General features: G+C 44.8%; 18 protein-coding genes, 1 tRNA gene and 1 CRISPR repeat array (1 of these 20 only partly in view). Of the genes, 12 read left to right on the forward strand and 7 right to left on the reverse strand.

The window, feature by feature from the left end; translation table 11 throughout:
- Window positions 1–2 precede the first annotated feature (2 nt).
- Together CGRAC_RS00235 and CGRAC_RS00240 are read right to left on the reverse strand one after the other, a co-directional pair.
- Complete coding sequence (locus CGRAC_RS00235; protein WP_005873050.1) at window positions 3–656, reverse strand: amino acid ABC transporter permease; 654 nt, start codon at window positions 654–656, stop codon at window positions 3–5.
- A 166-nt stretch (window positions 657–822) separates the two neighbouring features.
- Window positions 823–2,169 (reverse strand): SLC13 family permease, encoded by a 1,347-nt coding sequence (locus CGRAC_RS00240; protein ID WP_005873052.1) that lies wholly within the window; start codon window positions 2,167–2,169, stop codon window positions 823–825.
- Window positions 2,170–2,812: 643 nt separating this feature from the next.
- Between CGRAC_RS00240 and CGRAC_RS00245 the strand changes: the two genes are divergently transcribed.
- Complete coding sequence (locus CGRAC_RS00245) at window positions 2,813–3,442, forward strand: outer membrane protein (protein ID WP_005873054.1); 630 nt, start codon at window positions 2,813–2,815, stop codon at window positions 3,440–3,442.
- 810 nt (window positions 3,443–4,252) lie between these two features.
- Here the strand turns inward: CGRAC_RS00245 and purB are convergent.
- Window positions 4,253–5,584 carry an adenylosuccinate lyase gene (gene purB / locus CGRAC_RS00250; RefSeq protein ID WP_005873056.1) on the reverse strand — a complete coding sequence of 444 codons (1,332 nt, stop codon included), beginning with the start codon at window positions 5,582–5,584 and terminating at the stop codon, window positions 4,253–4,255.
- A gap of 75 nt (window positions 5,585–5,659) precedes the next feature.
- Between purB and CGRAC_RS00255 the strand changes: the two genes are divergently transcribed.
- Both CGRAC_RS00255 and CGRAC_RS00260 read left to right on the forward strand, forming a co-directional pair.
- On the forward strand, window positions 5,660–7,072 hold the full coding sequence (locus CGRAC_RS00255) for a pseudouridine synthase (RefSeq protein ID WP_005873057.1): 1,413 nt from the start codon (window positions 5,660–5,662) through the stop codon (window positions 7,070–7,072).
- A gap of 289 nt (window positions 7,073–7,361) precedes the next feature.
- Window positions 7,362–7,682: a hypothetical protein gene (locus tag CGRAC_RS00260; protein WP_005873058.1), complete on the forward strand. Its 321-nt coding sequence runs from the start codon at window positions 7,362–7,364 to the stop codon at window positions 7,680–7,682.
- A gap of 212 nt (window positions 7,683–7,894) precedes the next feature.
- Here the strand turns inward: CGRAC_RS00260 and rlmN are convergent, their stop codons facing one another.
- The 3 genes from rlmN to hisF all read right to left on the reverse strand — a co-directional run bounded on the left by rlmN (window position 7,895) and on the right by hisF (window position 10,819).
- Window positions 7,895–9,004 (reverse strand): 23S rRNA (adenine(2503)-C(2))-methyltransferase RlmN, encoded by a 1,110-nt coding sequence (gene rlmN / locus CGRAC_RS00265; RefSeq protein WP_005873059.1) that lies wholly within the window; start codon window positions 9,002–9,004, stop codon window positions 7,895–7,897.
- Window positions 9,001–9,546 (reverse strand): hypothetical protein, encoded by a 546-nt coding sequence (locus CGRAC_RS00270; RefSeq protein ID WP_005873060.1) that lies wholly within the window; start codon window positions 9,544–9,546, stop codon window positions 9,001–9,003. Before CGRAC_RS00270 ends, rlmN begins: the two co-directional genes overlap by 4 nt.
- A gap of 352 nt (window positions 9,547–9,898) precedes the next feature.
- On the reverse strand, window positions 9,899–10,819 hold the full coding sequence (gene hisF, locus CGRAC_RS00275) for an imidazole glycerol phosphate synthase subunit HisF (RefSeq protein ID WP_005873062.1): 921 nt from the start codon (window positions 10,817–10,819) through the stop codon (window positions 9,899–9,901).
- A gap of 91 nt (window positions 10,820–10,910) precedes the next feature.
- Here hisF and rsmA point away from each other — a divergent pair, with 91 nt between their 5' ends.
- The 5 genes from rsmA to ybaK all read left to right on the forward strand — a co-directional run bounded on the left by rsmA (window position 10,911) and on the right by ybaK (window position 16,579).
- Window positions 10,911–11,774: a 16S rRNA (adenine(1518)-N(6)/adenine(1519)-N(6))-dimethyltransferase RsmA gene (gene rsmA / locus CGRAC_RS00280; protein WP_005873063.1), complete on the forward strand. Its 864-nt coding sequence runs from the start codon at window positions 10,911–10,913 to the stop codon at window positions 11,772–11,774.
- Window positions 11,755–13,980 carry a ribonuclease J gene (locus CGRAC_RS00285; RefSeq protein WP_005873064.1) on the forward strand — a complete coding sequence of 742 codons (2,226 nt, stop codon included), beginning with the start codon at window positions 11,755–11,757 and terminating at the stop codon, window positions 13,978–13,980. The genes rsmA and CGRAC_RS00285 overlap by 20 nt, the downstream gene beginning before the upstream one ends.
- A gap of 377 nt (window positions 13,981–14,357) precedes the next feature.
- A complete protein-coding gene (locus tag CGRAC_RS00290; protein ID WP_005873066.1) occupies window positions 14,358–15,320 on the forward strand; it encodes a KpsF/GutQ family sugar-phosphate isomerase in 963 nt (320 codons plus the stop codon).
- Between the two features lie 8 nt (window positions 15,321–15,328).
- Window positions 15,329–16,090 (forward strand): pseudouridine synthase, encoded by a 762-nt coding sequence (locus CGRAC_RS00295; RefSeq protein WP_172539843.1) that lies wholly within the window; start codon window positions 15,329–15,331, stop codon window positions 16,088–16,090.
- A 15-nt stretch (window positions 16,091–16,105) separates the two neighbouring features.
- Window positions 16,106–16,579 carry a Cys-tRNA(Pro) deacylase gene (gene ybaK / locus CGRAC_RS00300; RefSeq protein ID WP_005873068.1) on the forward strand — a complete coding sequence of 158 codons (474 nt, stop codon included), beginning with the start codon at window positions 16,106–16,108 and terminating at the stop codon, window positions 16,577–16,579.
- Between the two features lie 362 nt (window positions 16,580–16,941).
- Here ybaK and CGRAC_RS00305 read toward each other — a convergent pair whose 3' ends face one another.
- Window positions 16,942–17,505 (reverse strand): LemA family protein, encoded by a 564-nt coding sequence (locus CGRAC_RS00305; protein ID WP_005873070.1) that lies wholly within the window; start codon window positions 17,503–17,505, stop codon window positions 16,942–16,944.
- Window positions 17,506–17,575: 70 nt separating this feature from the next.
- Between CGRAC_RS00305 and CGRAC_RS00310 the strand changes: the two genes are divergently transcribed.
- The 4 genes from CGRAC_RS00310 to cas2 all read left to right on the forward strand — a co-directional run bounded on the left by CGRAC_RS00310 (window position 17,576) and on the right by cas2 (window position 21,321).
- Window positions 17,576–17,652 (forward strand) — tRNA-Met (locus CGRAC_RS00310).
- A gap of 259 nt (window positions 17,653–17,911) precedes the next feature.
- A complete protein-coding gene (cas6, locus tag CGRAC_RS00315; RefSeq protein WP_005873071.1) occupies window positions 17,912–18,724 on the forward strand; it encodes a CRISPR system precrRNA processing endoribonuclease RAMP protein Cas6 in 813 nt (270 codons plus the stop codon).
- Between the two features lie 132 nt (window positions 18,725–18,856).
- On the forward strand, window positions 18,857–21,052 hold the full coding sequence (gene cas1 / locus CGRAC_RS00320) for a CRISPR-associated endonuclease Cas1 (protein WP_005873073.1): 2,196 nt from the start codon (window positions 18,857–18,859) through the stop codon (window positions 21,050–21,052).
- Window positions 21,049–21,321, forward strand: coding sequence for a CRISPR-associated endonuclease Cas2 (gene cas2, locus CGRAC_RS00325; RefSeq protein WP_005873074.1), 273 nt, complete (start codon window positions 21,049–21,051; stop codon window positions 21,319–21,321). Before cas1 ends, cas2 begins: the two co-directional genes overlap by 4 nt.
- Window positions 21,322–21,752: 431 nt before the next feature.
- A CRISPR array of direct repeats spans window positions 21,753–22,917; the repeat unit is 37 nt; unit sequence GTTTGATTAGAATTTCCCCGATCTAGGGGATTGAAAC; it runs 1,996 nt beyond the window's last position.

A 22,917-nucleotide genomic window follows, 5' to 3' on the forward strand; every position in this document is an offset into this window, starting at 1 on the left:
CGCTAGCCTCTCATATACGCAAGGCGCTTTTCAAGCAGCGTAAGCGCTAGCGAAAGCGGCAAGATTATGATCAGATACGAAACGCTTAACATAAATAGCGCCTCGTTCGTCTTGTAATACAATCCAATCACGTCCTTTGCGGCATAAACGAGATCAGCGAGCGCTACGATGCTAACGATCGAAGTTTCTTTAAGCAGAAAGATTATGTTTGCGCTGATGGAGGGCAGGGCGATCGCAAAGGCGCGCGGCAGCACGACGTAAAATACTATCTGCGCCTCACTAAGGCCAAGGCTCATCGCGCTTTCGATCTGGGATTTTTTTATCGCCTCAAAACCGAGCCTAAAGCTCTCGCTCATATAGCTTCCGCCCAAAAACGCAAGACCTACAATCGCGCAGGTAAAGCCTGAAATTTGAACGCCCAGCTTCGGCAGGCCGTAGTATAGAAAAAATAGCTGAATTAAAAGCGGAGTATTGCGCGATAGCTCGATATATGCGCTCACGAGCGGACTTAATAGAGGCAATCTTTTGTATTTTATCAACGTACAGATAAAACCGATGATGATGGATAGTAAAATCCCGTAAAATGCGAGCTTCAGTGTTAAAACCCCCGCCTTTACGAACATCGGGCTAAATTTGGCTATAAAATCAAAATCCATAAATTCTTCTTTCCGTAAAATATGCGTATTATACAGATAACTGATTAAAATAGTATTAAATTAGAATTTTTTTATAAAAATTCCGAAAATTTAGGAGTTCAAAAATATATCTTATAAATATATTTAGTCCGGGCAGATACCCGGACTATAGAATTTTGACGGAATTTTACGAGTAGAAAATATACGCGTACCCCGAAACCAAAAACGCGGAGAATATCGCTAAAATTCCGCCACTCCGCACCATTTCCGCCTGGCGAATGCGTCCCGTGCCGAAAACCAAAGCATTCGGTGGCGTCGCTACCGGCATTATGAAAGCGCAGCTTGCGCCCACACCGATTACTATAGTAAGAGTTTCTTTCGGTAGCCCCATTTGCGCCGCCACTCCCGCAAATACTGGTACCAAAAGCGCCGCTGAAGCGGTATTGCTCGTAAATTCCGTAAGGCAGATGATGAAAACCGCTGTTACCAAAAGTACGATGTAAGTAGGCGCTCCGCCGAAAGTGTGCGCGACTAGATCACCAAGTACCTTAGAAGCTCCGGAATCGCCTAAAACCGCACTTAGCGTAAGTCCGCCGCCGAAAAGCAGCAATACGCCCCATTCGGTGTTTTCGGCGATATCGTGCCATTTGGCAAGCCCTAGTATGACGATTACGACTGCCGAGCAGATGGCGACGTAAGCATCATCCACTTTAAAGCCCACAAGGGCTGAAATTTGCTTTGAAAATATCCAGCCAAGCGCTGTTAGAGCAAATACGACGATCGTAATAATGCGCTCGCGCGTCCAAGGGATATGCTCCAGATCCATCTCTATTTTATGGCTTAAATTCGGCTTGAAAATTATATAAAGCACCACAAGCATTATCGGTAGCATCACGCACATTAGCGGCAAACCTACCTTCATCCAGTCCGCGAAGCTGTAGTGCAAGGCTTGAGCCACGATTAAATTTGGCGGAGATCCCACGAGCGTGCCCAGACCTCCGATGCTTGCAGAATACGCGATGCCTAAAAGCAAAAACACAAGCGTGCCGCGATCTTTGCTCTCGTCCATGTTGGCGCAAATTCCAAGCGCGATCGGAAGCATCATCGCAGCAGTTGCGGTATTTGAAACCCACATCGAAAGGATCGCCGTAGCAAGGCAGATTAAAATCGCAGCTACACCCAAGCGACCGCCTGCGCGGGCGATTAGCCACATCGCGATCTTTTTGTCTAGCTTTTGCATATGCAGAGCCGTTGCCAGCGCGAAGCCACCGAAAAAGGTAAAGATCGTAGGGTTTGCAAAATTTGCAAGCGTGCTTTTGATGGTGGCAGCCGTGAAAGTGCCATCTTTAGCGAATTTACCAAGTCCGATAGCTACCGCAAGCACCGGCACCATAAGCGCGGTTACCGTGATATGCACGGCCTCTGTAAGCCACATAATCGCGATGAAAGCAAGTAGCGCAAGGCCTTTTTTGACATTGGGCTCAAATGGTAGTGCGGCATATAGAGCAAAGCCCACTGCAGCGGCAATTGCCATGATAATTACGCCACGCTTAGGAAACGGCACGGTGTCGGTGAGCCTGTCTAAACCCAGCTCGTCTACGTCTGAGTCTAGCGGCCCTTGTAAGCGGGAGTTGCGTAACTCCACTTTGTGTTCTTCCATAGATACTCCTTTTTTGGATTTGGCTTATGATACAAAAATGAGGCGGGAATTTTATAAATTCCAAATCAAATCGTCTTAAATTTTTAAAAGTGCAGTTACTATCGGTAACACGGCACTTATCTCGTGTGTAAATTTTAAATTATACATAAAAACGAACAACTAAGTAAGCGCTTTAAATTTCATCACAGATTATTTTTTAATGACACCCGACATTAAATTTGCTAACTGCTCAAGGGAGGCGGCGTAGAATTTCGTCGAATTCCGTGCTGGCAATCAAGATAGAATTCTATCCTTAGCAAGCGAGATAAAATTTTATCCAAGGCGAGTGAGATAAAATTGCGCGTCTTGCCTCAAAAATTTATCAAAATTTAAGTGGGGGGGGGGGCTATTATAATCAACAAATTTTAAACGGATTTGTAAGTGAATCCGGTGGAGGAGGCTCAAAGATCGTAAGTTATAAAACGGTAAGAGCGGCTGTGGCGAGAAGCCTTGAAATCATAAATTGTAAGGAGAAAATATGAAAAACAAAATTTTAATCGCGGCGTTTGCCGCTGCGGCTTGCGTTAGCGTAGGCTCTAGCGAGGGTTTGCTTTTAGGCATCGAGGGGGATTACTCGTTTAAATCTAGTCTTACAGCCAAATGGTCGGAGGATGGAGACTCTGGCACCGTTAAAGATCATAAGGGGCAAGCTGCGATAGGTTTTAAGGCTGGCTATGATTTTGGTATAGCTAGAGCATACGGCGAGTATATGTATGACTTTAAGGTTACAAAAAATGGTAGTGATGAGGATGGAGATTTTAAACACTCTTGGAATAAGCATAGCTTGCTAGTAGGCGGAGATTTTACGCCTGAGATTACGAATAGCTTTAGGCTAGTAGCGGGCGCATATACGGGGGTTTCGTTTTTGAAATACAAAGATTCGTATAATGACTTCAGCGGCGATAGTGACTCTATATCAAAGACAGTACCAGGCTGGGTCATCGGCGCAAGGCTAGGCGGTTTATATAGCTTTGATGAGCATAATGAGATCGAGTTTGGCTACAAAGCGGACTATACGAGATACAAGGCTAGTAAGCTCGGAGAGGATATAGATAAAGCCTACGAGACCAATCATGGACTATATCTAGGATATAACTTTAAATTCTAAAAATTCTAACGTGCTAGCGCAGGATGGAGCGAACGAACTCCCGCTCCATCCATTTTAAATTCCAAATAATTATTAGACGTCAAATCGCAGAATTGTTTAATCTGAGATTTGCTAGCAATTCAGACGTAATTATATGATAATCAAAGGATGCTGCCGGTACTAGACGTCAAATTTTACCCGCTTGCGCATATAAAATTTTAAAATTTTTAAAAATATCATTACGCAAGCTTAATTTCCTATTTTTAGTGCTATCTGCTAAGCACTTAAATTGATGGAATTTATGAAATTTTACTCAATCTGCTTTTTTCTAAGAATCGTTATAATTTCAAGTTGAAAAAGCGGAATTTTATCAATGTCTCCATTTGCCACTTTAAATTTGTTTCATAATTGCTTCGGATATCTCACGACCCCTAGTTCGAGTACGACGCAGAAATGCCATTTTGCTTTATGGAAATCTCGCATTTACATCTTTGGGATTAGCACTTAAATTTTGCGGTAAAATTCTAAAAATTACTACACCTAAGAATTTTACCGTTTTAAAGCATTAAATTTTACGATTTTGATGTTAGCCGCAAGCGTAGAATTTTGCCTTTATAAATTCATGGTAAAAGCAGTGGCGCTTGTTCTTGCGGATTTAGATACCAGATTTATCCGCAAGCGCTACGCTTTTACTAAAATTTTGTCTTTGTAAAAATTTTAAAATTTCAATCGCTGTTTTTAAAATACTTCGGCGCAAACATAAATTTCTAGCTGCTTCGCTATATTTTGTAAGCTAGCTCGGAGTTTTAAAATAGCAAGTCGTCGTGCCTGCTATTTGCCAAAAACCCTAGCGAAAATCGCGTCTACGTTTTTAGTGTAATATCTGTAGTCAAAGCACTCTTTGATCTCGCTTTCGCTTAGCTTTTCTCGCAGCTTTGTATCTGCGAGCAGATTTTGCAAAAATAGGCTATGTCCTTGCTCATCTATAGCTTTTTTGCCCTCTTGCAGATCCGCCCAGACCTTCATTGCATTACGCTGTACGATTTTATAAGCATCCTCTCTGCTAACTCCTCGTTTAGGCAGCTCTAGCAGCACGCGCTGCGAAAATACGAGCCCACCGGTTAAATTTAGATTTCTCATCATATTTTCGGGATATACGAGCAGTTTTTCGATCAAGCTCGTCAAGCGATTTAGCATAAAATCAGCAGTTATAAAGCCGTCGGGGAGGATAAATCGCTCGACCGAGCTATGGCTAATATCGCGTTCGTGCCATAGTGCTACGTCCTCCATCGCAGGTATTACGAAGCTACGGATCATACGGCATAGTCCCGTTACGTTTTCGCTAAGCACAGGATTTCGTTTGTGCGGCATCGCAGAGCTGCCCTTTTGACCTGGGCTAAAAAATTCCTCTGCCTCATAAACCTCGGTGCGTTGATAGTGGCGGATTGCGATAGCGATCTTTTCGCAGCTGGAAGCTAGGATCGCAAGTGCGCTCATTACCTGCGCGTAGCGATCGCGCTGGATGACTTGATTGGACGCGGGAGCGGGCTTTAACCCCAGATATTCGCACACTAGCTCTTCCAGCTCTAGTGGAGCGTGGGCGAAATTCCCCATCGCACCGCTTATTTTGCCGTAGCTGATAACGCTTTTTGCGTGTTGCAAAAGCTCTAGCGCGCGATTTATCTCATCATACCAGACCGCAAGCACGAGTCCGAAAGTGATCGGCTCGCCGTGGATACCGTGGCTGCGCCCGACCATCAGTGTCATTTTATGCTTCATGGCTTGAGATTTTATCGCAGCTTTTAAATTTTGCACATCCTCAATGATAAGCTCCATGCTTTCTTTGATTTGTAGTGCAACGGCGGTATCGATGCAATCGCTGCTAGTCATGCCGTAATGCACGAAGCGGCTCTCCTGCCCAAGGCTCTCACTCACGCTCGTTAGAAATGCAATCACGTCGTGCTTGGTGGTCTTTTCGATCTCATCTATCCGCTCGATCCTAAAGCTTGCGTTTTGTAGAATTTTATCTTTATCACAGTCGCTTATTAGACCTAGTTTATTCCACGCCTTAACCGCCGCGAGCTCGACTTTTAGCCACGCGTCGTATTTGGCTTGCAAGCTCCATTTTTCAGACATCTCTTTTCTTGCGTATCTTTCGACCATTTTAGTAGCCTTTCGGTTAGAATTTCTTGTATAATGATGGCAAAAATTATATAAAAATAGGGCTGAAAGTTTAATATGGGTTATGAGAAAAGAAGCTTGGGAAGCTTTGAGGGGCGCAAAATTTACGAAATTCTGCTTAGCCTCGGATACGATATGAAATCCGCGCAGCGCATCTGTGACAAGCGCCGCGTAACCGATGCAGAGGATCAAAATTTACATAAAAACTCCGTTGCTTGCGGAGAAATTTTTTTGATCGATTACAAATGCGAGCCGCGCGGACTGAAGCCGATCTTTGAGTGCGATGCGTTTGCGGCATTTGACAAGCCGAGTGGAATTTTAAGCCATCCGAGCGGGCGCAACTCGCCTTATAATATGTATGACGAGATCTGGTCGCTATACGGGCAGGACGCGTGCGTGGCGCACAGGCTTGATTTAGAAACCAGCGGAATTCTTATTGTCGCCAAGGATAAAGACGCGGCGCGCGAGCTTAAAGAGTGCTTCGAACAGCGTAGAGTGATGAAAAGCTATCTAGCGCTCGTGCAAGGGGATTTGAGAGAGGGCTTGCGAGGGGATTTGCAAAGTGCCGCTTGCAATGGTGAGATAGAGAGTTGCTATGCTCTAGGCTTTGATGAAATTTGCGGATCAAAATTCGCGGGCGATGCTGTGAGTTTACCAAGTAGCGTATCGGATTTGCGCGATACACTAGCTCTAAAAGGAACAGGCAATAAATTTGGATTTAATATCTTGTCTAATGGTGCGAGTAGGGGATTGTGGTGCGATGCTCTATCTTACGACGCGCAGGTTAAATTTAATTCCGGCGCTCCTACTGGCGATGTTGACAGCAGATCTGAATTTGATGACTTATCCTGCGGCGTGAGTGATAAGCTCAAACCCGCTATCACGATGAGTAGCGCGGATAACGGACATAAACCTTGCGCCTTATCTGCGGCTAAATCTTTGCCAGCTACTTCTAAGGGCTGTGTAAATTTGAAAAAATTTGAGCCTGCAAAATACGCAAAATTTAGCGAAAAACTGAAATTTTTAAAGGATTTCGAGGGGTTTGTAATTGATGCTCCTATTGCTCCTAGCGGCGAGTTTGCCGATCTTAAAATTCGTATGAAAATATCGCGCGACAGCAAGGAGGCGATCACGCTGATTCGCCCGCTGCGATATTTCTCGGACATAGACGCTAGCCTGATCGAGTGCTATCCGCTGACGGGTAGGCAGCATCAGATCAGGCTGCATCTATTTGCCGCGGGTGCGCCGATATTGGGAGAGCCGCTGTATGGGCTTTCGCGAGAGCAAGCGGAGCGGATATTGGATAAAAAGATGGATGAGACGGAGCGGGTCAGAACGACGGGAGCACCGAGATTGTTGCTGCATGCGAATGCAATTTGCTTCGAACTAGGCGGCGAACGATACGAGATAAAAAGCAAATTTGATGCCGCAAGAGAGTTTTATAATCTCGCGAAAATCGGTAAAATTTGAGCAACTCAATAAAATTTTGAAGTGGCGACGATTATTTTTATGACCATGATTTTGCTTTTGCCGGTTTTTATAAAATTTTGTGGTTACAACGGCGTTTAATTTATTAATTCCTCATCTATAGTTATTTGAAAATTTTAAGACGATTTTATTTTGCGATGGCTATATTGGGAAAAAAGCGCTAAGGCCATAAAAGCATATAATTCAACTTGGCTAGACAACGGGGTTTCATATATTTATTTTCGGTAGCGAAAATTACGGTAAATTTGAGCTCAGAGCGCATAAATATTGGATGCTTCAAGATAAGCTGGGTGGCAGTATAAAAGATTTTAAATCTGGTGTTGATTCTTTTAAAAAATACAATCAAGAACATGGAATATTTAAAAAAGAATTTGACGAATACGCTAATTTCCTATTTAAGCAAAAGGGTGGAGCGGGAAGCTCTGTTAATTTAGAAAGCTCGGCATTAATAGCAAGCATGGGGAGCAAAACGGTAGTTGCTTCTTTTGGGGAATATTGCAAGAGGATGCTTGGTTTGGGTATAGACCGTAGCATAGAACAAAAACAAACAATAGAAATATCGCAAGATATTGGTATGAGACTTGGATTGTAATTGTTAATTTCTATGAAAATTCGAAATGTTAAGGGTAGATAAGAAGGAATTCGCGGATGATTTCAGCGTTTGTAATCTAGGATTTTTTAAGTAGCGATCTGTTTAAGAAGATGCTGTTCTCATCCATTATTTTTTGCGCGTCCATTGCTACTCCTTTATAAATTTTTTACTGATCTGCCTTATGATCTGAAAATAATCGCCGAATTTTTCCTCTACTTGTTCGAAATTTTATCGGCACTGATACTACTTTGAGCCAAAATTTTACCTTGCTCGTTTCTTTGTTTAAGCTGTCCGCACGCCGCACTGATATCTAGCCCCTTGCTCTGGCGGATCGTGCAAGTAATGCCGTGCGCGCATAGATAGTCTTGAAATTTTATCATATTTTCAGGGCTTGGTCTGCCAAAGCTCGAGCCTTCGTGCGGATTAAAATAGATCAGATTTACCTTTGCGCGGATGCCGTGCAGAAGCTTCACTAGCGTTTTGGCATCGCTTGGGCGATCGTTTACGCCATCGATCATTAGGTATTCAAACATCACGCGCTTTCGCAGATCGATTGGGAACTCGCGCACCGCCTGCATGATCGATGCGATATTGTAGGCGCGATTTATCGGCATTAGTTTTTCACGCAGTTCGTCATCCACTGCATGCAGTGAGATCGCGAGCAGCACGCCAAGATCCATTTCGCCAAGCTTTTTTATCTGCGTAGAAAGTCCGCTAGTGCTTATCGTTTGGCGACGTGGCGCTATGGCGAGTCCGTCGTTTTCTTTTAAAATTTGCACAGCTTTGGCAACGTTGTCTAGGTTATTAAGCGGTTCGCCCATCCCCATATATACGACATTGACGCGGCGCTCGTACGGGATCGCGTTCATTTTCTTGATGAGCCAAATTTGAGCCACGATCTCGCCTGGAGTTAAATTTCGTACGAAGCCACCTTTTGCTGTCAAGCAGAAGCTGCAGCCAATTTTGCAACCCACTTGTGAACTTACGCAGATTGAGTAGCGCGCGTGTCTTATAATTTTTTCGTTTTCATCTCGCAGCTCATCCTTCATCGGCAGCAGGACACTTTCGATCGTCTTGCCGTCTTTGAGAGCGAAAAGATATTTGATACTGCCATCGCTACTTGTTTCGGATCTGACGCATTTAAGCGGGTCTAAATAAAAATTTTGGGCTAAACTTTGACGGATCTCTTTCGGTAGATTTAGCATTTGTGCAAAGTCGTCCACGTTCTTTTTGTAAATCCATTCGTAAATTTGCTTGGCTCTAAATTTTGGTTCGACGAAATTTTCAAGCTCTTTCATCGTAAAATCAAAGATATTTTTCAAATTAATGCCTTAGTTTTTAGATATTTGGTTAAATTTTCTTTTGCAGCGGCGTGGTTTTTTAAAAAATCTGCGTGAGCGTTTGAATCACAAAAATTCGTTGCACAAAAAATTCCGGAAGCGGGAATTTGAAATTTTTGAGCTACCTTAAGAACCGAAAAAAATTCCATATTTTCTAAAAAATAACCTCGCTCAAAGAATTTTAGCGCAGATTTTTTATCAGTCGTGATAAAATTTGAGCTATTGGTTATTGTTTCATATGAAACATCGGCAGAATTCCTAGCTGCAATTTCAAAACTAATCGGAGAGTATGAAAGTTCATAAAGCGCTGATATTTCACAGTTTGCAGCCGATCTGCTTTCATAAATTTTTAGAATTTCACCTTCTTTATATAGCCCTGCAGAACCCACGAAAATGATCTCACTCGGCAAGCTTTGCCTATTTTCACATAGAAATTTAGTCAAATTTATACTCATATCCACTAGCCCCACGCCCATAGGCAGGGCAAAATCAAAAATTTCATTTCGTCCGGCAGAGATTATCATTTATGGATTCACGCTTTCGTTATTTTTCACTAATCATAGCAAAATGACGATAAATTTAAGGCTAAATTTTGAAATTTTTTCGTCGTAAAGTATCGGATGAAATTAAAATAAATTGAGTAAATATCTATGAGAGCTGTGCCCTTACCTTCCATAATGGTAGCAGGGCAGGTGGCGGGTAGAAGATGGAAAAGTATTTAAAAAAACTTATGATTTAGCTAAAACGAATAAATTTTATCTAAGCAAAATAATACTTGTCAAAAAACTTGTAAGATAACGAAGGGCTGAAATAAAATTAATTGTTTAGTCGCTTTGACAGCTAAGTTTCAACCCCACGGTATAAACCTGACTAAATTTACAGTCTCACTTCGATGCCTTGCTCCTGCAGATATGCTTTTAGCGCCTTGATTTCGATTTCTCTGAAGTGAAAAATCGATGCCGCCAGGCATGCGTCCGCGCCCGCTAAAAATGCGTCCTTAAAGTGCTCCATTTTACCCGCGCCGCCGCTTGCGATCACGGGGATATCAAGCGCGCTAAAAATGCGCGTCAAATTTAACTCAAAGCCATTTTTAACGCCGTCGCAGTCCATCGACGTGAGTAAAATTTCGCCCGCGCCGCGCTCCTGCGCCTCTTTTGCCCAAGCAAGCGCATCCCTGCCAGTATCTAGCCTGCCGCCGTTTATAAACACGCTATAGCCGCAAAGTTCGCCGTTCCCAGTTAAAATTTCATCCTGCGCGCCGCGTAAAATTTCGCCGAAATTCCGCGCCTCACTGCCTAAATTTGTGTCTGGATTTCGCATGCCGCCGTGTAAATCTCCGTTTGAATTCCTTGCCTCGCCATATAAATCGCCGCGCGAAATTTCAATCGAATTTCGTTTCGCATCGATCGCTATCACGACGCACTGCGAGCCGAATTTATTCGCCGCTTCGTCTATTAAATTCGGATTTTTTATCGCGGCGGAGTTGAGGCTGATCTTATCGCAGCCGACGTTTAGCAGGCGAGAGATGTCATCGATCGTGCGGATGCCGCCGCCCACGGTCAGCGGGATAAAAAGCTCGCGCGCAACCCGTTCCACGACGTCCACGATCGTATCGCGCCCCAGATGCGACGCCGTGATATCTAGGAAGCACAGCTCATCCGCGCCCTCTTCGTTGTAGCGTTTGGCTATCTCGACCGGATCGCCCGCATCCACGAGACCTACGAAATTTACGCCCTTTACTACTCGTCCGTCTTTGACGTCTAGGCATGGGATTATGCGTTTTGCGAATCTATTCAAAGCGGCCCTTCGGAATAAAATTTTTTATGATTTTAGCCAAATTTTACTTAACATAATGACTTTATAAGTAAAATTTGGCTAGACTCTCGCGATGATTAGGGCGAAAAAAGAGTTCGGGCAAAATTTTTTAAAAGACGAAGCCGTTTTAAGCAAGATCATCCAAGCGATTCCCGGGAGCGTACAGAATGTCGTTGAAATCGGGGCTGGCTTAGGTGATTTAACTCGCAAGCTTTTGGAATTTTACAGATTAAAGAGTTTCGAGATAGATGAAGATTTATATCAAATTTTAAGCGCTAAATTTGCGCAGCAGATCGCTAGCGGCGAGCTTGAGCTCGTTTTGGGCGATGCTTTGCGGATTTGGCAGGAGCGGCGGGGACTTGAGCGCGGCGAATATTTTTTGGTCGCAAATTTGCCCTACTACGTTGCTACGAAGATGATTTTGCAGGCGATCGATGATGAGCTATGCGGCGGATTTTTGGTGATGATCCAAAAGGAGGTCGCTTTAAAATTCTGCGCTAGAGCAGGGCAAAGCGATTTTAGCGCTCTTTCGATCCTGGCCGATCTTGCGGGCGGCTGCGAGCTTCTATTCGACGTCGAGCCCGACTGTTTCGAGCCCGCGCCGAAGGTAACCTCATCGGTAATCAGGCTCATAAAAGGCAAAAATTTTAAGCCAGGCATCGAGATAAACGCAGACGGCCTCGGCGTAAAAAGTTGCGCCCGCTTCCAGAATCTCGATGAATACGAGAAATTTAAAAGCTTTTTACGCGTATCTTTCAGCGCGCCACGAAAGACGCTTATTAAAAATTTAAGCGCAAAATTTGATAGAGGCTTAGTCGAAGAGATCTCTTTAAATTTGCAAATTCCGCCCACAGTTCGGGCGCACGAGTTAAATTCCACCTTTTTTTTAGAAATTTTTAAAAATTTAAGGGTAAAAGATGGAAGAAAACAGAAATGAAAACGGTGTCGAACGACTCAAAAAAAGCAATCGCTACAAAAAACGCAAGGAAAATCTAAAAAAATCTATCGCGAGTGAGGGCTCTGCGGGCGGCGCGGAATTCAGCGGCGAGCATGAAAACGGCTCTCACAAAAACAAAGGCGCGAAAAACGGGCAAAATTCCGCTCGTTCAAAGGGTTCAAAAAACGGCTCTCGCAACGGATCAAATTCTGCGGGAGGCTCGTCAAACGGCAATTCGAACGGTGCGAGTGGTGCGCATTTCGGCGGTGCATATCCAAAAAGCAACGAAAACGGTGCGGGCGGTAACGGCGCAAATTTAAACGGCGCCGTAAAACCGAATGGTAATAACGCAAAAAGCGCAAATTCTAGCGCCGCAGACGATGCAAGCTCCGCAGACATGCAGAAAAAGAAAAAGCACAAAAAGCGCTCAAATATGCCAAAGAGCCTCACCGGCAACGAGCCGTGGCAAAAGGCGATGGAAGAGGCGATCGCGGAAAATAAGCTAATCCACGAGGAGCGCCTGCACCCGCTTAAAGACGCTAATCGCAGCGACGAGACGGTGCGTATCACGCCGCTTGGCGGACTGGGCGAGATCGGTGCGAATATGACCGTTTTTGAGACCAATACGAGCGCAATCATCGTGGACGTGGGTATGAGTTTTCCAGAGGAGAGCATGCTAGGCGTGGACATTTTAATCCCCGACTTCGATTATGTACGAAAGATAAAAAACAAGATCAAGGGCATCCTCATCACCCACGCGCACGAGGATCATATCGGCGCGATGCCATATTTTTTCAAAGAATTTCAATTCCCGATCTACGCTACGCCGCTTCCTTTGGGGATGATAAGCAATAAATTCGAAGAGCACGGCCTTAAAGCCGAGCGTAGCTACTTTCGGCCCGTGCAGAAGCGCCAGCTTTATCAGATCGGCGATTTTGAGGTCGAGTTTATCCACATAACGCACTCCATTATCGATGCGAGCGCGCTTGCAATTACGACGAAAGCGGGCACGATCATCCACACGGGCGATTTTAAGATCGATCATACGCCGATCGACGGCTATCCGACCGATCTGAACCGCCTAGCTTATTACGGCGATCGCGGAGTTATGCTTTTGATGAGCGATAGCACGAACTCGCACAAAGAGGGGATCACAAAGTCCGAAAGCTCGGTAGGCAAGACCTTTGATACGATATTTTCGAGCTGTAAAGGGCGCGTGATAATGAGCACCTTCAGCTCAAACATCCACCGCGTCTATCAGGCTATAGAGCGCGGTGTAAAATACGGCCGCAAGGTTTGCGTCATCGGACGAAGCATGGAGCGAAATTTATTTACCGCGATGGAGCTTGGATATGTAAATTTAGACAAAAAGATCTTCGTCGATGCCGATCAGGTCTCCAAATACCCCGATAATGAGGTTTTAATCGTTACTACCGGCTCGCAAGGCGAGACGATGAGTGCGCTGTACCGCATGGCGACGGACGAGCACAAATACATTAAAATCAAATCCACCGATCAAGTAATCATCAGCGCCAAGGCGATTCCCGGCAACGAAAGCAGCGTCTCGACCGTGCTTAACTACCTGCTAAAAAGCGGCGCAAAGGTCGCGTATCAGGACTTCAGCGAGATACACGTAAGCGGGCACGCCTCGATCGAAGAGCAAAAGCTCATGCTGCGCCTAATAAAGCCGAAATTTTTCCTACCCGTGCACGGCGAGTACAACCACATCGTAAAGCATAAAGAGACCGCGATAGAGTGCGGCATCGAGGAGAAAAATATCTATTTGATGAACGACGGCGATCAGATGGAGGTTTGCGAAAAATACCTAAAGCGCGTCAAGACCGTCAAGACGGGCAAGGTCTTCATCGACAACCAGATCAACAAGCAGATCTCCGACGAGATCGTCAAACACCGCCAAAATTTAGCCGATGCGGGCGTCGCGGTCATCATCGCGCAGATCGACAAAAACGAAAAGAGACTCATCCAAACGCGTGTCATCACCTACGGGCTCGTCGCCGAGAACCAAACGGCACACTTTACCAAGGAGATGCAGGGCATCATCGAGCAGTTTTTGGCAAATTTAAAAGATGAAATTCTACTCGATCACTGGGCGCTGGAGGGCAAGATCCGCCAGGCTGTGCGCAAGCACATCTTTAGAAAGATCAAAAAATATCCGACCATCGTGCCGGTGATTTATTTGATGTAAGCGCGGCTAAATTTAGCGAGCAGGGGCGGCTTTGATCTGCGGCGGGCAAGTGAAATTTTAATGGCGTGGGTGGGCTTTCGGGCGTGAAATTTTGCGACGGAAGCGGGCTTTGCAGCGTTGGAATTTCAAAGCGGCATTAGCAGGTCTTGCAGCGCGAAATTTTAAAGCGGCTAGTAAAATTTTAGCACAGAATTTCGGCGTAAGGCAAAATTTAAAGAATGCCTAGGAAGCCTGCGGCAAGCGGGCAGAGCGGCGCACGATTTTGTAGATTATAATTTTATGGCGCAAATTTCAAAGGTGCGAAATTTCGGCTAGCGCAAATTTAGGCGCGGCATAAAGAGGCGCAAAATGAAAGTAAATTTTAAAAAGAAGGTTTAATGAGTGAAATTTTAGATATGGCACGAGAGGTGCTAAGGCTCGAAGGGGCGGAGCTTTTGCGGCATGCGGATCTTATCGGCGGCGAAATTGAGCGAGCCGTAAGCTTGATCCTAGCTTGCAAAGGCAAGGTAATCGTCACCGGCGTGGGTAAGAGCGGCCACATAGGCGTTAAGATCGCTGCGACGCTTGCCAGTACCGGCACGCCGTCGTTTTTCGTCCATCCTACGGAGGCGCTGCACGGCGATCTGGGTATGATTGGCAAGGACGACATGGTGCTTGCGATCAGTTTTAGCGGCGAGAGCGAGGAGTTGGTTAGAATTCTGCCACACCTCAAACGCTTCGGCGTGAAGATCATCGCGATGGCGCGCGATAAAAATAGCTCGCTCGGCAAGGTTTGCGACGAGTTCATAAGCCTTAGCATCGTCAAAGAGGCCTGCCCGCTCGGCGCCGCGCCTACGGTTTCTACGACGCTAACGCTCGGTTTGGGCGACGCGTTAGCGATCTGTTTGATGAGGCAGCGCAGATTCGGCAAGGAGGATTTTGCAAATTTTCACCCGGGCGGCAGCCTCGGCAAGCGACTTTTCGTAAAAGTAAAAGACGTGATGCAAAGTAAAAATTTACCGGTTGCAAACCGTAACGCCAGCCTAAAACAAGCTATCGACATTATGACGCACGGAAAGCTCGGCACCGTTTTGTTAGTGAACGAAAAGGGCGCGCTCGAGGCGATCTTAAGCGATGGCGATTTGCGGCGTGCGCTGATGCGAGAGGATTTTGACATCAATGACGGCGCGCTAAAATATGCCACCAAAAATCCTAAAATACTGGACGATAAAAATATGCTCGCAATAGACGCGTTAAATTTGATCGAGCAATTTAAAATCCAGGTCCTGCCCGTGGTCGAAAACGGCGTGCCCGCGGGGATCTTGCATATCCACGATCTAACGAGCTTGGGGCTAAAATAATGCAAAAGATGCGTCTGAATAAATTTATCTCCCATAACACTGCCTACTCACGCCGTGAGGCGGACGAGCTGATCAAGCAGGGCAAGGTTAGCATTAACGGTCGCGTCGTTAGCGATTTTATAGAGGTTAGCGGCGAGGAGAAGATTCGCATCGGCTCGCGCCTCATTAAGCCCAAGACGGAATTTACGATGATCGTTTATAACAAACGCAAAGGCGAGTTAGTTACTAAAAAAGACGATCGCGGCAGGCGGACGATTTACGATAGCTTGCCGGAGGGATTTAGTAGATTTGTTAGCGTAGGGCGTTTGGATTTCGCAAGCGAAGGGCTTTTGCTGCTAACCGATGCGCCCGCGATCGCTACAGCGCTGATGAACAGCGACATCGAGCGAGAGTACTATCTAAAGGTAAAAGGCGAGGTGAAGGAGGAGGTAGTAACGGCGATCCGCGAGGGCTTTTTTGCTGCAGATGCGAGCAAAGGTGCGCACGCCAAAAGTAAGATCAAATCGATGGAATTTAAACCCTTTTTGGGCTACCGCATAATGCCTAGCAGCGGCGGTTATACGAAGATAAAAGCGATCATTAACGAGGGGCAAAACCGCGAGCTACGTAGATTTTTCGGCTATTTCGATCTGGATGTCGTGGAGCTTAAGCGCACGGCATTCGGTAGAATGACGCTTGGGATGTTAAAGCCCGGCAAATGGCGCTATTTTGATCATAGCGAATACGAAGATCTGCGCGATTTTTTGAAAGAAAACAAAATCCGCTATTAAATTTAAAGAGGCGAAATGAGCTCAAAGACGAACGCTGCACGCGTACTGGACGGTCTGAAAATCCCTTACGAGATTAAAGAATACGCGGTTGATCCTTTAAATTTAGACGCGGTGCACGTGGCAAACAGCGTGAACGAGCCGATCGAGCGGGTCTATAAAACGATAGTTTGCACGGCGGATCACGAATATGTCGTAGCCTGCCTGCAAGGCGATCTAAATCTCGATCTCAAGGCGCTCGCGCACATCTGCGGCGCGAAACGTTGCGAGCTGATGGATTTGAAGGATTTGCAAAAGGTAACGGGCTATGTCAGGGGCGGCTGCTCACCGCTTGGGATGAAAAAGCACTTCCGCACCTTCATCGACGAGCGAGCGCTAACGCAGGAGAAAATTTACGTTAGCGCGGGCGTACGCGGAAAACAGATCGCTCTTGCGCCGAAGGACCTCGCAACTGCGACCGAGGCGCAAATTTGCAAAATAACGCATGACTAGCGTAGCGTTACTTTTGTCGCCGTTTGCGTAAATAACGCCGGCGGCAAGCTAGCCAAAATTTAAACTGTGAAATTTAGACTTTTAAAATTTGGCGTTGCACCGCTTGCCAAAACGATCCGCTGCCTGGCAAAAAATACAAATCAAATTAATTTCGTAAAATTTTATTGTTAAAATTCTAAGTACCGCATGCCGCAAAATATCTCAAACAAGATGACGAGCACGCGGGGTGCGAAGCAAATCTATTTTAAGAACATGCTATTTGTGCGCGATCTGTTTTGCTCGCTATAAATTTAGCCTTGCGGCGCTCGCATTATTTGCGATGAAATTTTAAAATTTCATCGCAAATTTTCTACGTCTCGCGCTTATTTTTTGAAAAGCTCGGAGACGTTTGGGGCTTGCTTTTCTTGCTCGCTAGCGGCGAAAAATTCCGCTTTGACGAAGTTAAAAACGTTAGCGATGATGTTGGTAGGAAACATCTCGCAAGCGTTATTATAAACTGTAACGGCGCCGTTATAAGCGCGGCGTGCGGCACTGATCTGCTCCTCGCACTCGCCCAACGCGTTTTGTAGCTTGGCAAATGATTCGTTAGCCTTGAGGTTTGGATACGCCTCTACCGCAACGCGGATCTGTCCCAAAAGAGCCGAAATTTCGCTATTTAATCTAAATTTATCGGCGTTAGAGCTTGCGCTGATCGCTTGCGAGCGAAGTTCGCTAACGCGCGTTAGCACGGCATTTTCGTGGCTCATATATTCTCGCGTGGCGCTAACTAAATTTGGGATGAGGTCGTAGCGCTTTTTAAGCTGTGTATCGACGGTGGAAGCGATGTTTCGCACCTGGTTGCGCTTGGCGATGAACGAGTTATAAGCGCCTACTAACGCCAAAACTAACAAAACTATGACGACTAACAGAACTAAGGCCGCATTCATTTTCTCTCCTTTTAAAGTGTTTCAATTAAAAATAAGAATATTTAGCTATACTTGCCATTTCTTTTCACGTGTCAAGGTAGCTCAGCTGGTTAGAGCGCTGGTCTCATAAGCCGGAGGTCGAGAGTTCAAGTCTCTCTCTTGACACCATCTTCAAATTATCTTTAAGAGTGCAACGGCGCCTCAAAAAAGTTCGAGATTATATCTTACTTATACTTGAAAAATAATGAAAATTAACAAAAGTATAAAATTTATCTTATTGGCGCACCTTTCATGCAACCTAAATTTAAATGCTAGCCGAGATAAAATTCGCTCTTAATTGCCGGCAATTAGGTGAGCATCTTGGCTAGTCTAAAACACAAAAGCTCATTTTATAGTATAATTTTCTCAAAAATACAAAAGGTCATTCATGCTTAAATATTTAGAGCTAGGCATTTGCGGCACGGATTTAAAGCCCTCGCATCCTTTTATTGGCTCGGCGATCAGGGGCGCTTTCGGATACGCTCTTAGAAAGGCGAGTTGTCCTTTCGTAAGTGCAAACTGCGAGAAATGCGACATCTCCGGCGAATGCGTATATAATGAATTTTTTGAAAATGTATCCGATACGCCAAATTTTAGGCTGGATATTAATCTTAATCAAAAGAGCTTTGATTTTAAAATTTTACTTTTCGAGCATGCCGTGCGCTATCTGCCTCACGTCGCTATAGCTATTGCAAATATGCAAGAAATCGGGCTTGAGGCAAGCAGGCGCAAGTTTAAATTTTCAAATTTTACTCTAAACGGCGAAATCGTAGAGCCTAAATTTCTGCTTTCAAATGAGCCTGGGCCATTAAATTTCACGCCCGATTTTGCTGCGGGCGATTATGAAATTTCGCTTCTTACCCCGCTTCGTATGAAGCAAAAAAACGTCCTCGTCCGCCGCGAGATCGACCTTAAGTCCTTTATTCGCCAAATCGCTATGAGATTTGAGAACATAACGGGCGAGGCTATAGATAAATTCGAGGTAAAATTCCGCCGTTTCGAGCAGGATTTGCGCTTTTACGACATCAATCGCTACTCAAACCGCCAGCACACTAAAATGCAATTTGGCGGCTTGCTTGGACGGATGCGAGTTTTCGGACTTGATGAGCGCTCGGCAAAGTTTTTACAACTCGCTCAAATTACCGGGGTCGGCAAAAGCACGGTTTTTGGACTAGGCAAGATAAAGGTAGAGCGGATTTAAATTTCGCCGTGGATTGCGATGTGGAATTGAAATTATGTCGCGAGTCGAGGAGCGGATAAATTTGCCGCAGATCACGGTATCGGCGCATTTTGCGCGATATTTACTAGCTAAATGCAATGACGAGGAGGCGTTATGTTTGATCTAAGTTTAGAGGATATTTTTACCGCAGGCGCCTTTGAATACGCGCTAAAAAGGCTAAAGCGCACGGCTTTGGGGTTTGATGGACTTAGCGCTGATGATATTTGTTCGGGCGAATTTTACGCTGAGCTAAAGAGCGAAATTTTTAGCCTTTCCTATTCGCCGCAGCCCTTAAAACGAGCCTTTATCCCAAAAGAAGCCAAAGACGAGTTGCGTAAGCTCGCCGTACCCTCGCTAAAAGATAAATTTGTGCAAAATATCCTCACTCGCGAGCTTTCAGGCTATTTTGATAAAAGCTTTTCAAACCGCTCTTATGCTTATCGAAACGGCAAATCCTACGCCAATGCCATCTATCGCGCCCGCGATTTTTTTCAAATTTTCAGCTTCGCCGTCAAAACCGACATCAAAGATTTCTTTGAAAATATCGATCACGAAAAATTGCTTGAAATTTTACGCGCAAATATCCGCGACGCTCGTATCATTAGGCTCATCGAGCTTTGGATCAAAAACGGAATTTTTGAGCGCTTTGATTACCGCGCTCACACAAAAGGCGTTCATCAGGGCGATGTCCTAAGCCCGCTTCTTTCGAATATCTACCTAAATCAAATGGATAAATTTTTAGAAAACTCGGGCGTAGAGTTCGTCAGATACGCCGATGATTTCGTTATGTTTTTTGCTTCATATGAGGCCGCCGAAATGAGGCTAGCGCGCCTGAAAGATTTTTTAAAAACCATAAGCTTATCTCTAAACGAAGCCAAAACCTCCATTCACGGCAAAGATAGCGAATTTGTCTTTTTGGGCGTAAGCTTTAAGGGCACAAATTTAAGCATCGGTGAGGAAAAATTTAAGCGCATTCTAGCCAAACTCGCAAGCTCTGCCAAAAAGCAGGCGATAAGCCAAAGCGTAGAAAATTTAAACGCCTATGCGTATCATCTAAAGGCCATTTCGCTTAAGCTTTTCTCACCTTCGCAAAAAGATAGATTTTGCTTGCATTTTGGCGAGGTCGTAACGAGCCTAATACGCAGATTTCTAAAAACCGCAGACAAGCGGACGCTAGCAGAAGCCTTAATCAACCTAAACTTCCCCTACGAGCTAGGCAAAACGGCTAAAAAGGCTAAAATTCTAACCTACTTCAAAAACGCCAAGCGTCCCGCCGTCAAATCCGTCCAAAACGCCCTTGAGGCTAAAAAGCGCGAATATCTAAAAACCTTCTCGCAAAGCTCGATTATCCACATCACGACGCCTTTTTACTTCCTCGCTCTGTCGCAAGGAAAGCTCGTGCTAAAAAGCAAAGGCGCTATCAAGCACAAATTCCCCATAAACCAAATCAGCCAGATCATCATAAACGCTCAAATTTCGCTTAGCTCCGCCGTCATCAAAGAGTGCGCCAAAAAGAAAATTTCCATAAATTTCATCGACGAAAAGACTAATCTTAGCTACGCCACGCTCATTAGCGCAAATTCTGCCATACCCAAAACCGCTGCTTCGCAAATTTCGCTGCTAACGACCAAAAAATCGCTCCGCATCGCCCAGCAGTTCATCATCGGCAAGCTAAAAAATCAGATCAACTATCTAAAATATCTAGGCAAATACCATAAAAATCTAGGCGCCGAAATTAAAGCGATGCAAGAAATTTTAAAGCTCCGCGTCCCTGGCGCCGCAAGCGTAAGCGAGCTTATGGGCTTTGAAGGAAGCGCCGCAAACTCCTACTGGCAGGCTATCGCAAAGGCAGTCGACTACGAGTTTGGCTTTAGTGCGCGAGTGACGCAGGGCGCTACCGACATCGTAAATTCCGCCCTAAACTACGGCTACGCGATCCTTTATTCAAAAATTTTAAAATCCATTGCCGCCGCAGGTCTGTCGCCGCATGTATCCTATCTGCACGCGCTTGATGAGCAAAAGCCCACTCTCGCCTTCGATCTCATCGAGGAATTTCGAGCCTTCATCGTCGATCGTGCCGTAATCTCGATGGTCAATAAAAACGAGCCCTTTGAGATAAAAGACGGACTCCTATCTGTCGCAACCAGGCAAAATATCGCCAAAAACGTAAATGAAAAGCTCTTCGCTTGCACGCAGTACAGAGGCGAACAGCTAAAAGCGCAGGATATCATAGATAGGCAAGCCTACGCCCTAAAACGCGCCGTAACCCAAAACGAAAAATATAAGCCTTTCATCGGGAGATTTCAATGAATTTAATCATCTGCTACGACGTTTGCAAAACTAAGCGTCGCAACAAACTCGCCGCCTTGCTAGAAAGCTACGGGCTGCGGGCGAACTACTCGGTATTCGAGCTAGACGTCTCCGAGCGGATTTATGCCGAGCTAAAACAGTGCATCGCGCGCATAATCGAGCCTAAAACCGACAAAGTCCTATTCTACCGCATCTGCAAAACTTGTATGGCTAAAAGCGAGAGCCTAGGCGAAGGTGAGATCTTTCGTTCCCCTGGCACCTACGTCTAAGTCCCATTTTTAGGGATTTGATTTTCGGACTTTTCTTAAATTTAAAACCCCGAATTTAGCGCACTTTTATATTCTATTAAGCTTTAAAATGTCCGCAAAGCTTAAATTTCGCTCGCGCCAAAAACCCTTTCTCGGACTTCCGCTATTTAGCCTATTTTTAAAGCCCCATTTCTAGGGCTTTTTACGTTTACGAAATTTAGCAGAAATTCGAAAAAGCCTAAAATTTTAATTTTTGCGTTTAGATTTTCGGACTTTTGCGCTTGTGTAAAGACGCTTAAATCCGTACTTTTAAGCCCGCTATAAGTAAAAACCTCGAAATTTGAAATTAATTTTTCGCCTCTTTCTCGGACTTTTTCGCGTTTTGTGATATAATGGCGCTCGCAAATAGTTCTTTAAAAACTCATTGTCAATTTGAATGAGGTTTTTGGGCTGTTTGATTAGAATTTCCCCGATCTAGGGGATTGAAACTTTAAACCAATCGCTCCAAAGATAAACTTTATGAACGTTTGATTAGAATTTCCCCGATCTAGGGGATTGAAACCTATAACGGTAAAGCCGGTTTTCATGAATTCCTTAAGTTTGATTAGAATTTCCCCGATCTAGGGGATTGAAACTTTTAAACCAATCGCTCCAAAGATAAACTTTATGAAGTTTGATTAGAATTTCCCCGATCTAGGGGATTGAAACTTTATAGGTCTTAAATTTCGCAATAAAAACCTGCTCCATTGGTTTGATTAGAATTTCCCCGATCTAGGGGATTGAAACAAAACTCCCATTCGCCACCTAACGAGTAAGCGCAGTTGCGTTTGATTAGAATTTCCCCGATCTAGGGGATTGAAACGACTTGGCAAAAACCGCCTTCGGTTACTTCGTTTAAAGTTTGATTAGAATTTCCCCGATCTAGGGGATTGAAACATTTTTCTCCTTTAAAAAGGACTTTCTTTTTATCTGCAGTTTGATTAGAATTTCCCCGATCTAGGGGATTGAAACACCGTTCTCGAGTCCGCTCCAATTGGCGAACCACACCTCGTTTGATTAGAATTTCCCCGATCTAGGGGATTGAAACCCAATTCGCCCCAATCCTCGTTAAGGAATAAATCTTGTCGGTTTGATTAGAATTTCCCCGATCTAGGGGATTGAAACATATTAGCACAAAAATCAGTGTGACCCTCATTTATGGTTTGATTAGAATTTCCCTGATCTAGGGGATTGAAACGTCGTGCTCAAACCTCTGTCCTAAATGAACCTGTACCATGTTTGATTAGAATTTCCCCGATCTAGGGGATTGAAACAAGTCTCCTCTTTGCCCGACCTTTCCGACGAGCAAGTTTGATTAGAATTTCCCCGATCTAGGGGATTGAAACCTCACCAAGTATTTCCCATTAATCAACACGGATGGGATATAGTTTGATTAGAATTTCCCCGATCTAGGGGATTGAAACACATGCACCCTAGTTCAGCCTTCTTTCTCATTTTATTCTCGTTTGATTAGAATTTCCCCGATCTAGGGGATTGAAACGATGTCTTGTATCTCTGAAGTTGTTACGTTTCCTAGTACTCTAGGTTTGATTAGAATTTCCCCGATCTAGGGGATTG

Origin of the sequence: Campylobacter gracilis (assembly GCF_001190745.1) — a bacterium.
Taxonomy (GTDB): domain Bacteria; phylum Campylobacterota; class Campylobacteria; order Campylobacterales; family Campylobacteraceae; genus Campylobacter_B; species Campylobacter_B gracilis.

Bases quoted from the DNA above. Each gene is read 5' to 3' on its own strand.
- CGRAC_RS00255 (WP_005873057.1), top strand. From the start codon at position 5,660: ATGGGTTATGAGAAAAGAAGCTTGGGAAGCTTTGAGGGGCGCAAAATT.
- CGRAC_RS00235 (WP_005873050.1), bottom strand. From the start codon at position 656: ATGGATTTTGATTTTATAGCCAAATTTAGCCCGATGTTCGTAAAGGCG.
- CGRAC_RS00260 (WP_005873058.1), top strand. From the start codon at position 7,362: ATGCTTCAAGATAAGCTGGGTGGCAGTATAAAAGATTTTAAATCTGGT.
- CGRAC_RS00240 (WP_005873052.1), bottom strand. From the start codon at position 2,169: ATGGCAATTGCCGCTGCAGTGGGCTTTGCTCTATATGCCGCACTACCA.
- rsmA (WP_005873063.1), top strand. From the start codon at position 10,911: ATGATTAGGGCGAAAAAAGAGTTCGGGCAAAATTTTTTAAAAGACGAA.
- ybaK (WP_005873068.1), top strand. From the start codon at position 16,106: ATGAGCTCAAAGACGAACGCTGCACGCGTACTGGACGGTCTGAAAATC.
- CGRAC_RS00285 (WP_005873064.1), top strand. From the start codon at position 11,755: ATGGAAGAAAACAGAAATGAAAACGGTGTCGAACGACTCAAAAAAAGC.
- CGRAC_RS00295 (WP_172539843.1), top strand. From the start codon at position 15,329: ATGCGTCTGAATAAATTTATCTCCCATAACACTGCCTACTCACGCCGT.
- CGRAC_RS00290 (WP_005873066.1), top strand. From the start codon at position 14,358: ATGAGTGAAATTTTAGATATGGCACGAGAGGTGCTAAGGCTCGAAGGG.
- purB (WP_005873056.1), bottom strand. From the start codon at position 5,584: ATGGTCGAAAGATACGCAAGAAAAGAGATGTCTGAAAAATGGAGCTTG.
- cas6 (WP_005873071.1), top strand. From the start codon at position 17,912: ATGCTTAAATATTTAGAGCTAGGCATTTGCGGCACGGATTTAAAGCCC.
- cas1 (WP_005873073.1), top strand. From the start codon at position 18,857: ATGTTTGATCTAAGTTTAGAGGATATTTTTACCGCAGGCGCCTTTGAA.
- cas2 (WP_005873074.1), top strand. From the start codon at position 21,049: ATGAATTTAATCATCTGCTACGACGTTTGCAAAACTAAGCGTCGCAAC.
- CGRAC_RS00305 (WP_005873070.1), bottom strand. From the start codon at position 17,505: ATGAATGCGGCCTTAGTTCTGTTAGTCGTCATAGTTTTGTTAGTTTTG.
- CGRAC_RS00270 (WP_005873060.1), bottom strand. From the start codon at position 9,546: ATGATAATCTCTGCCGGACGAAATGAAATTTTTGATTTTGCCCTGCCT.
- CGRAC_RS00245 (WP_005873054.1), top strand. From the start codon at position 2,813: ATGAAAAACAAAATTTTAATCGCGGCGTTTGCCGCTGCGGCTTGCGTT.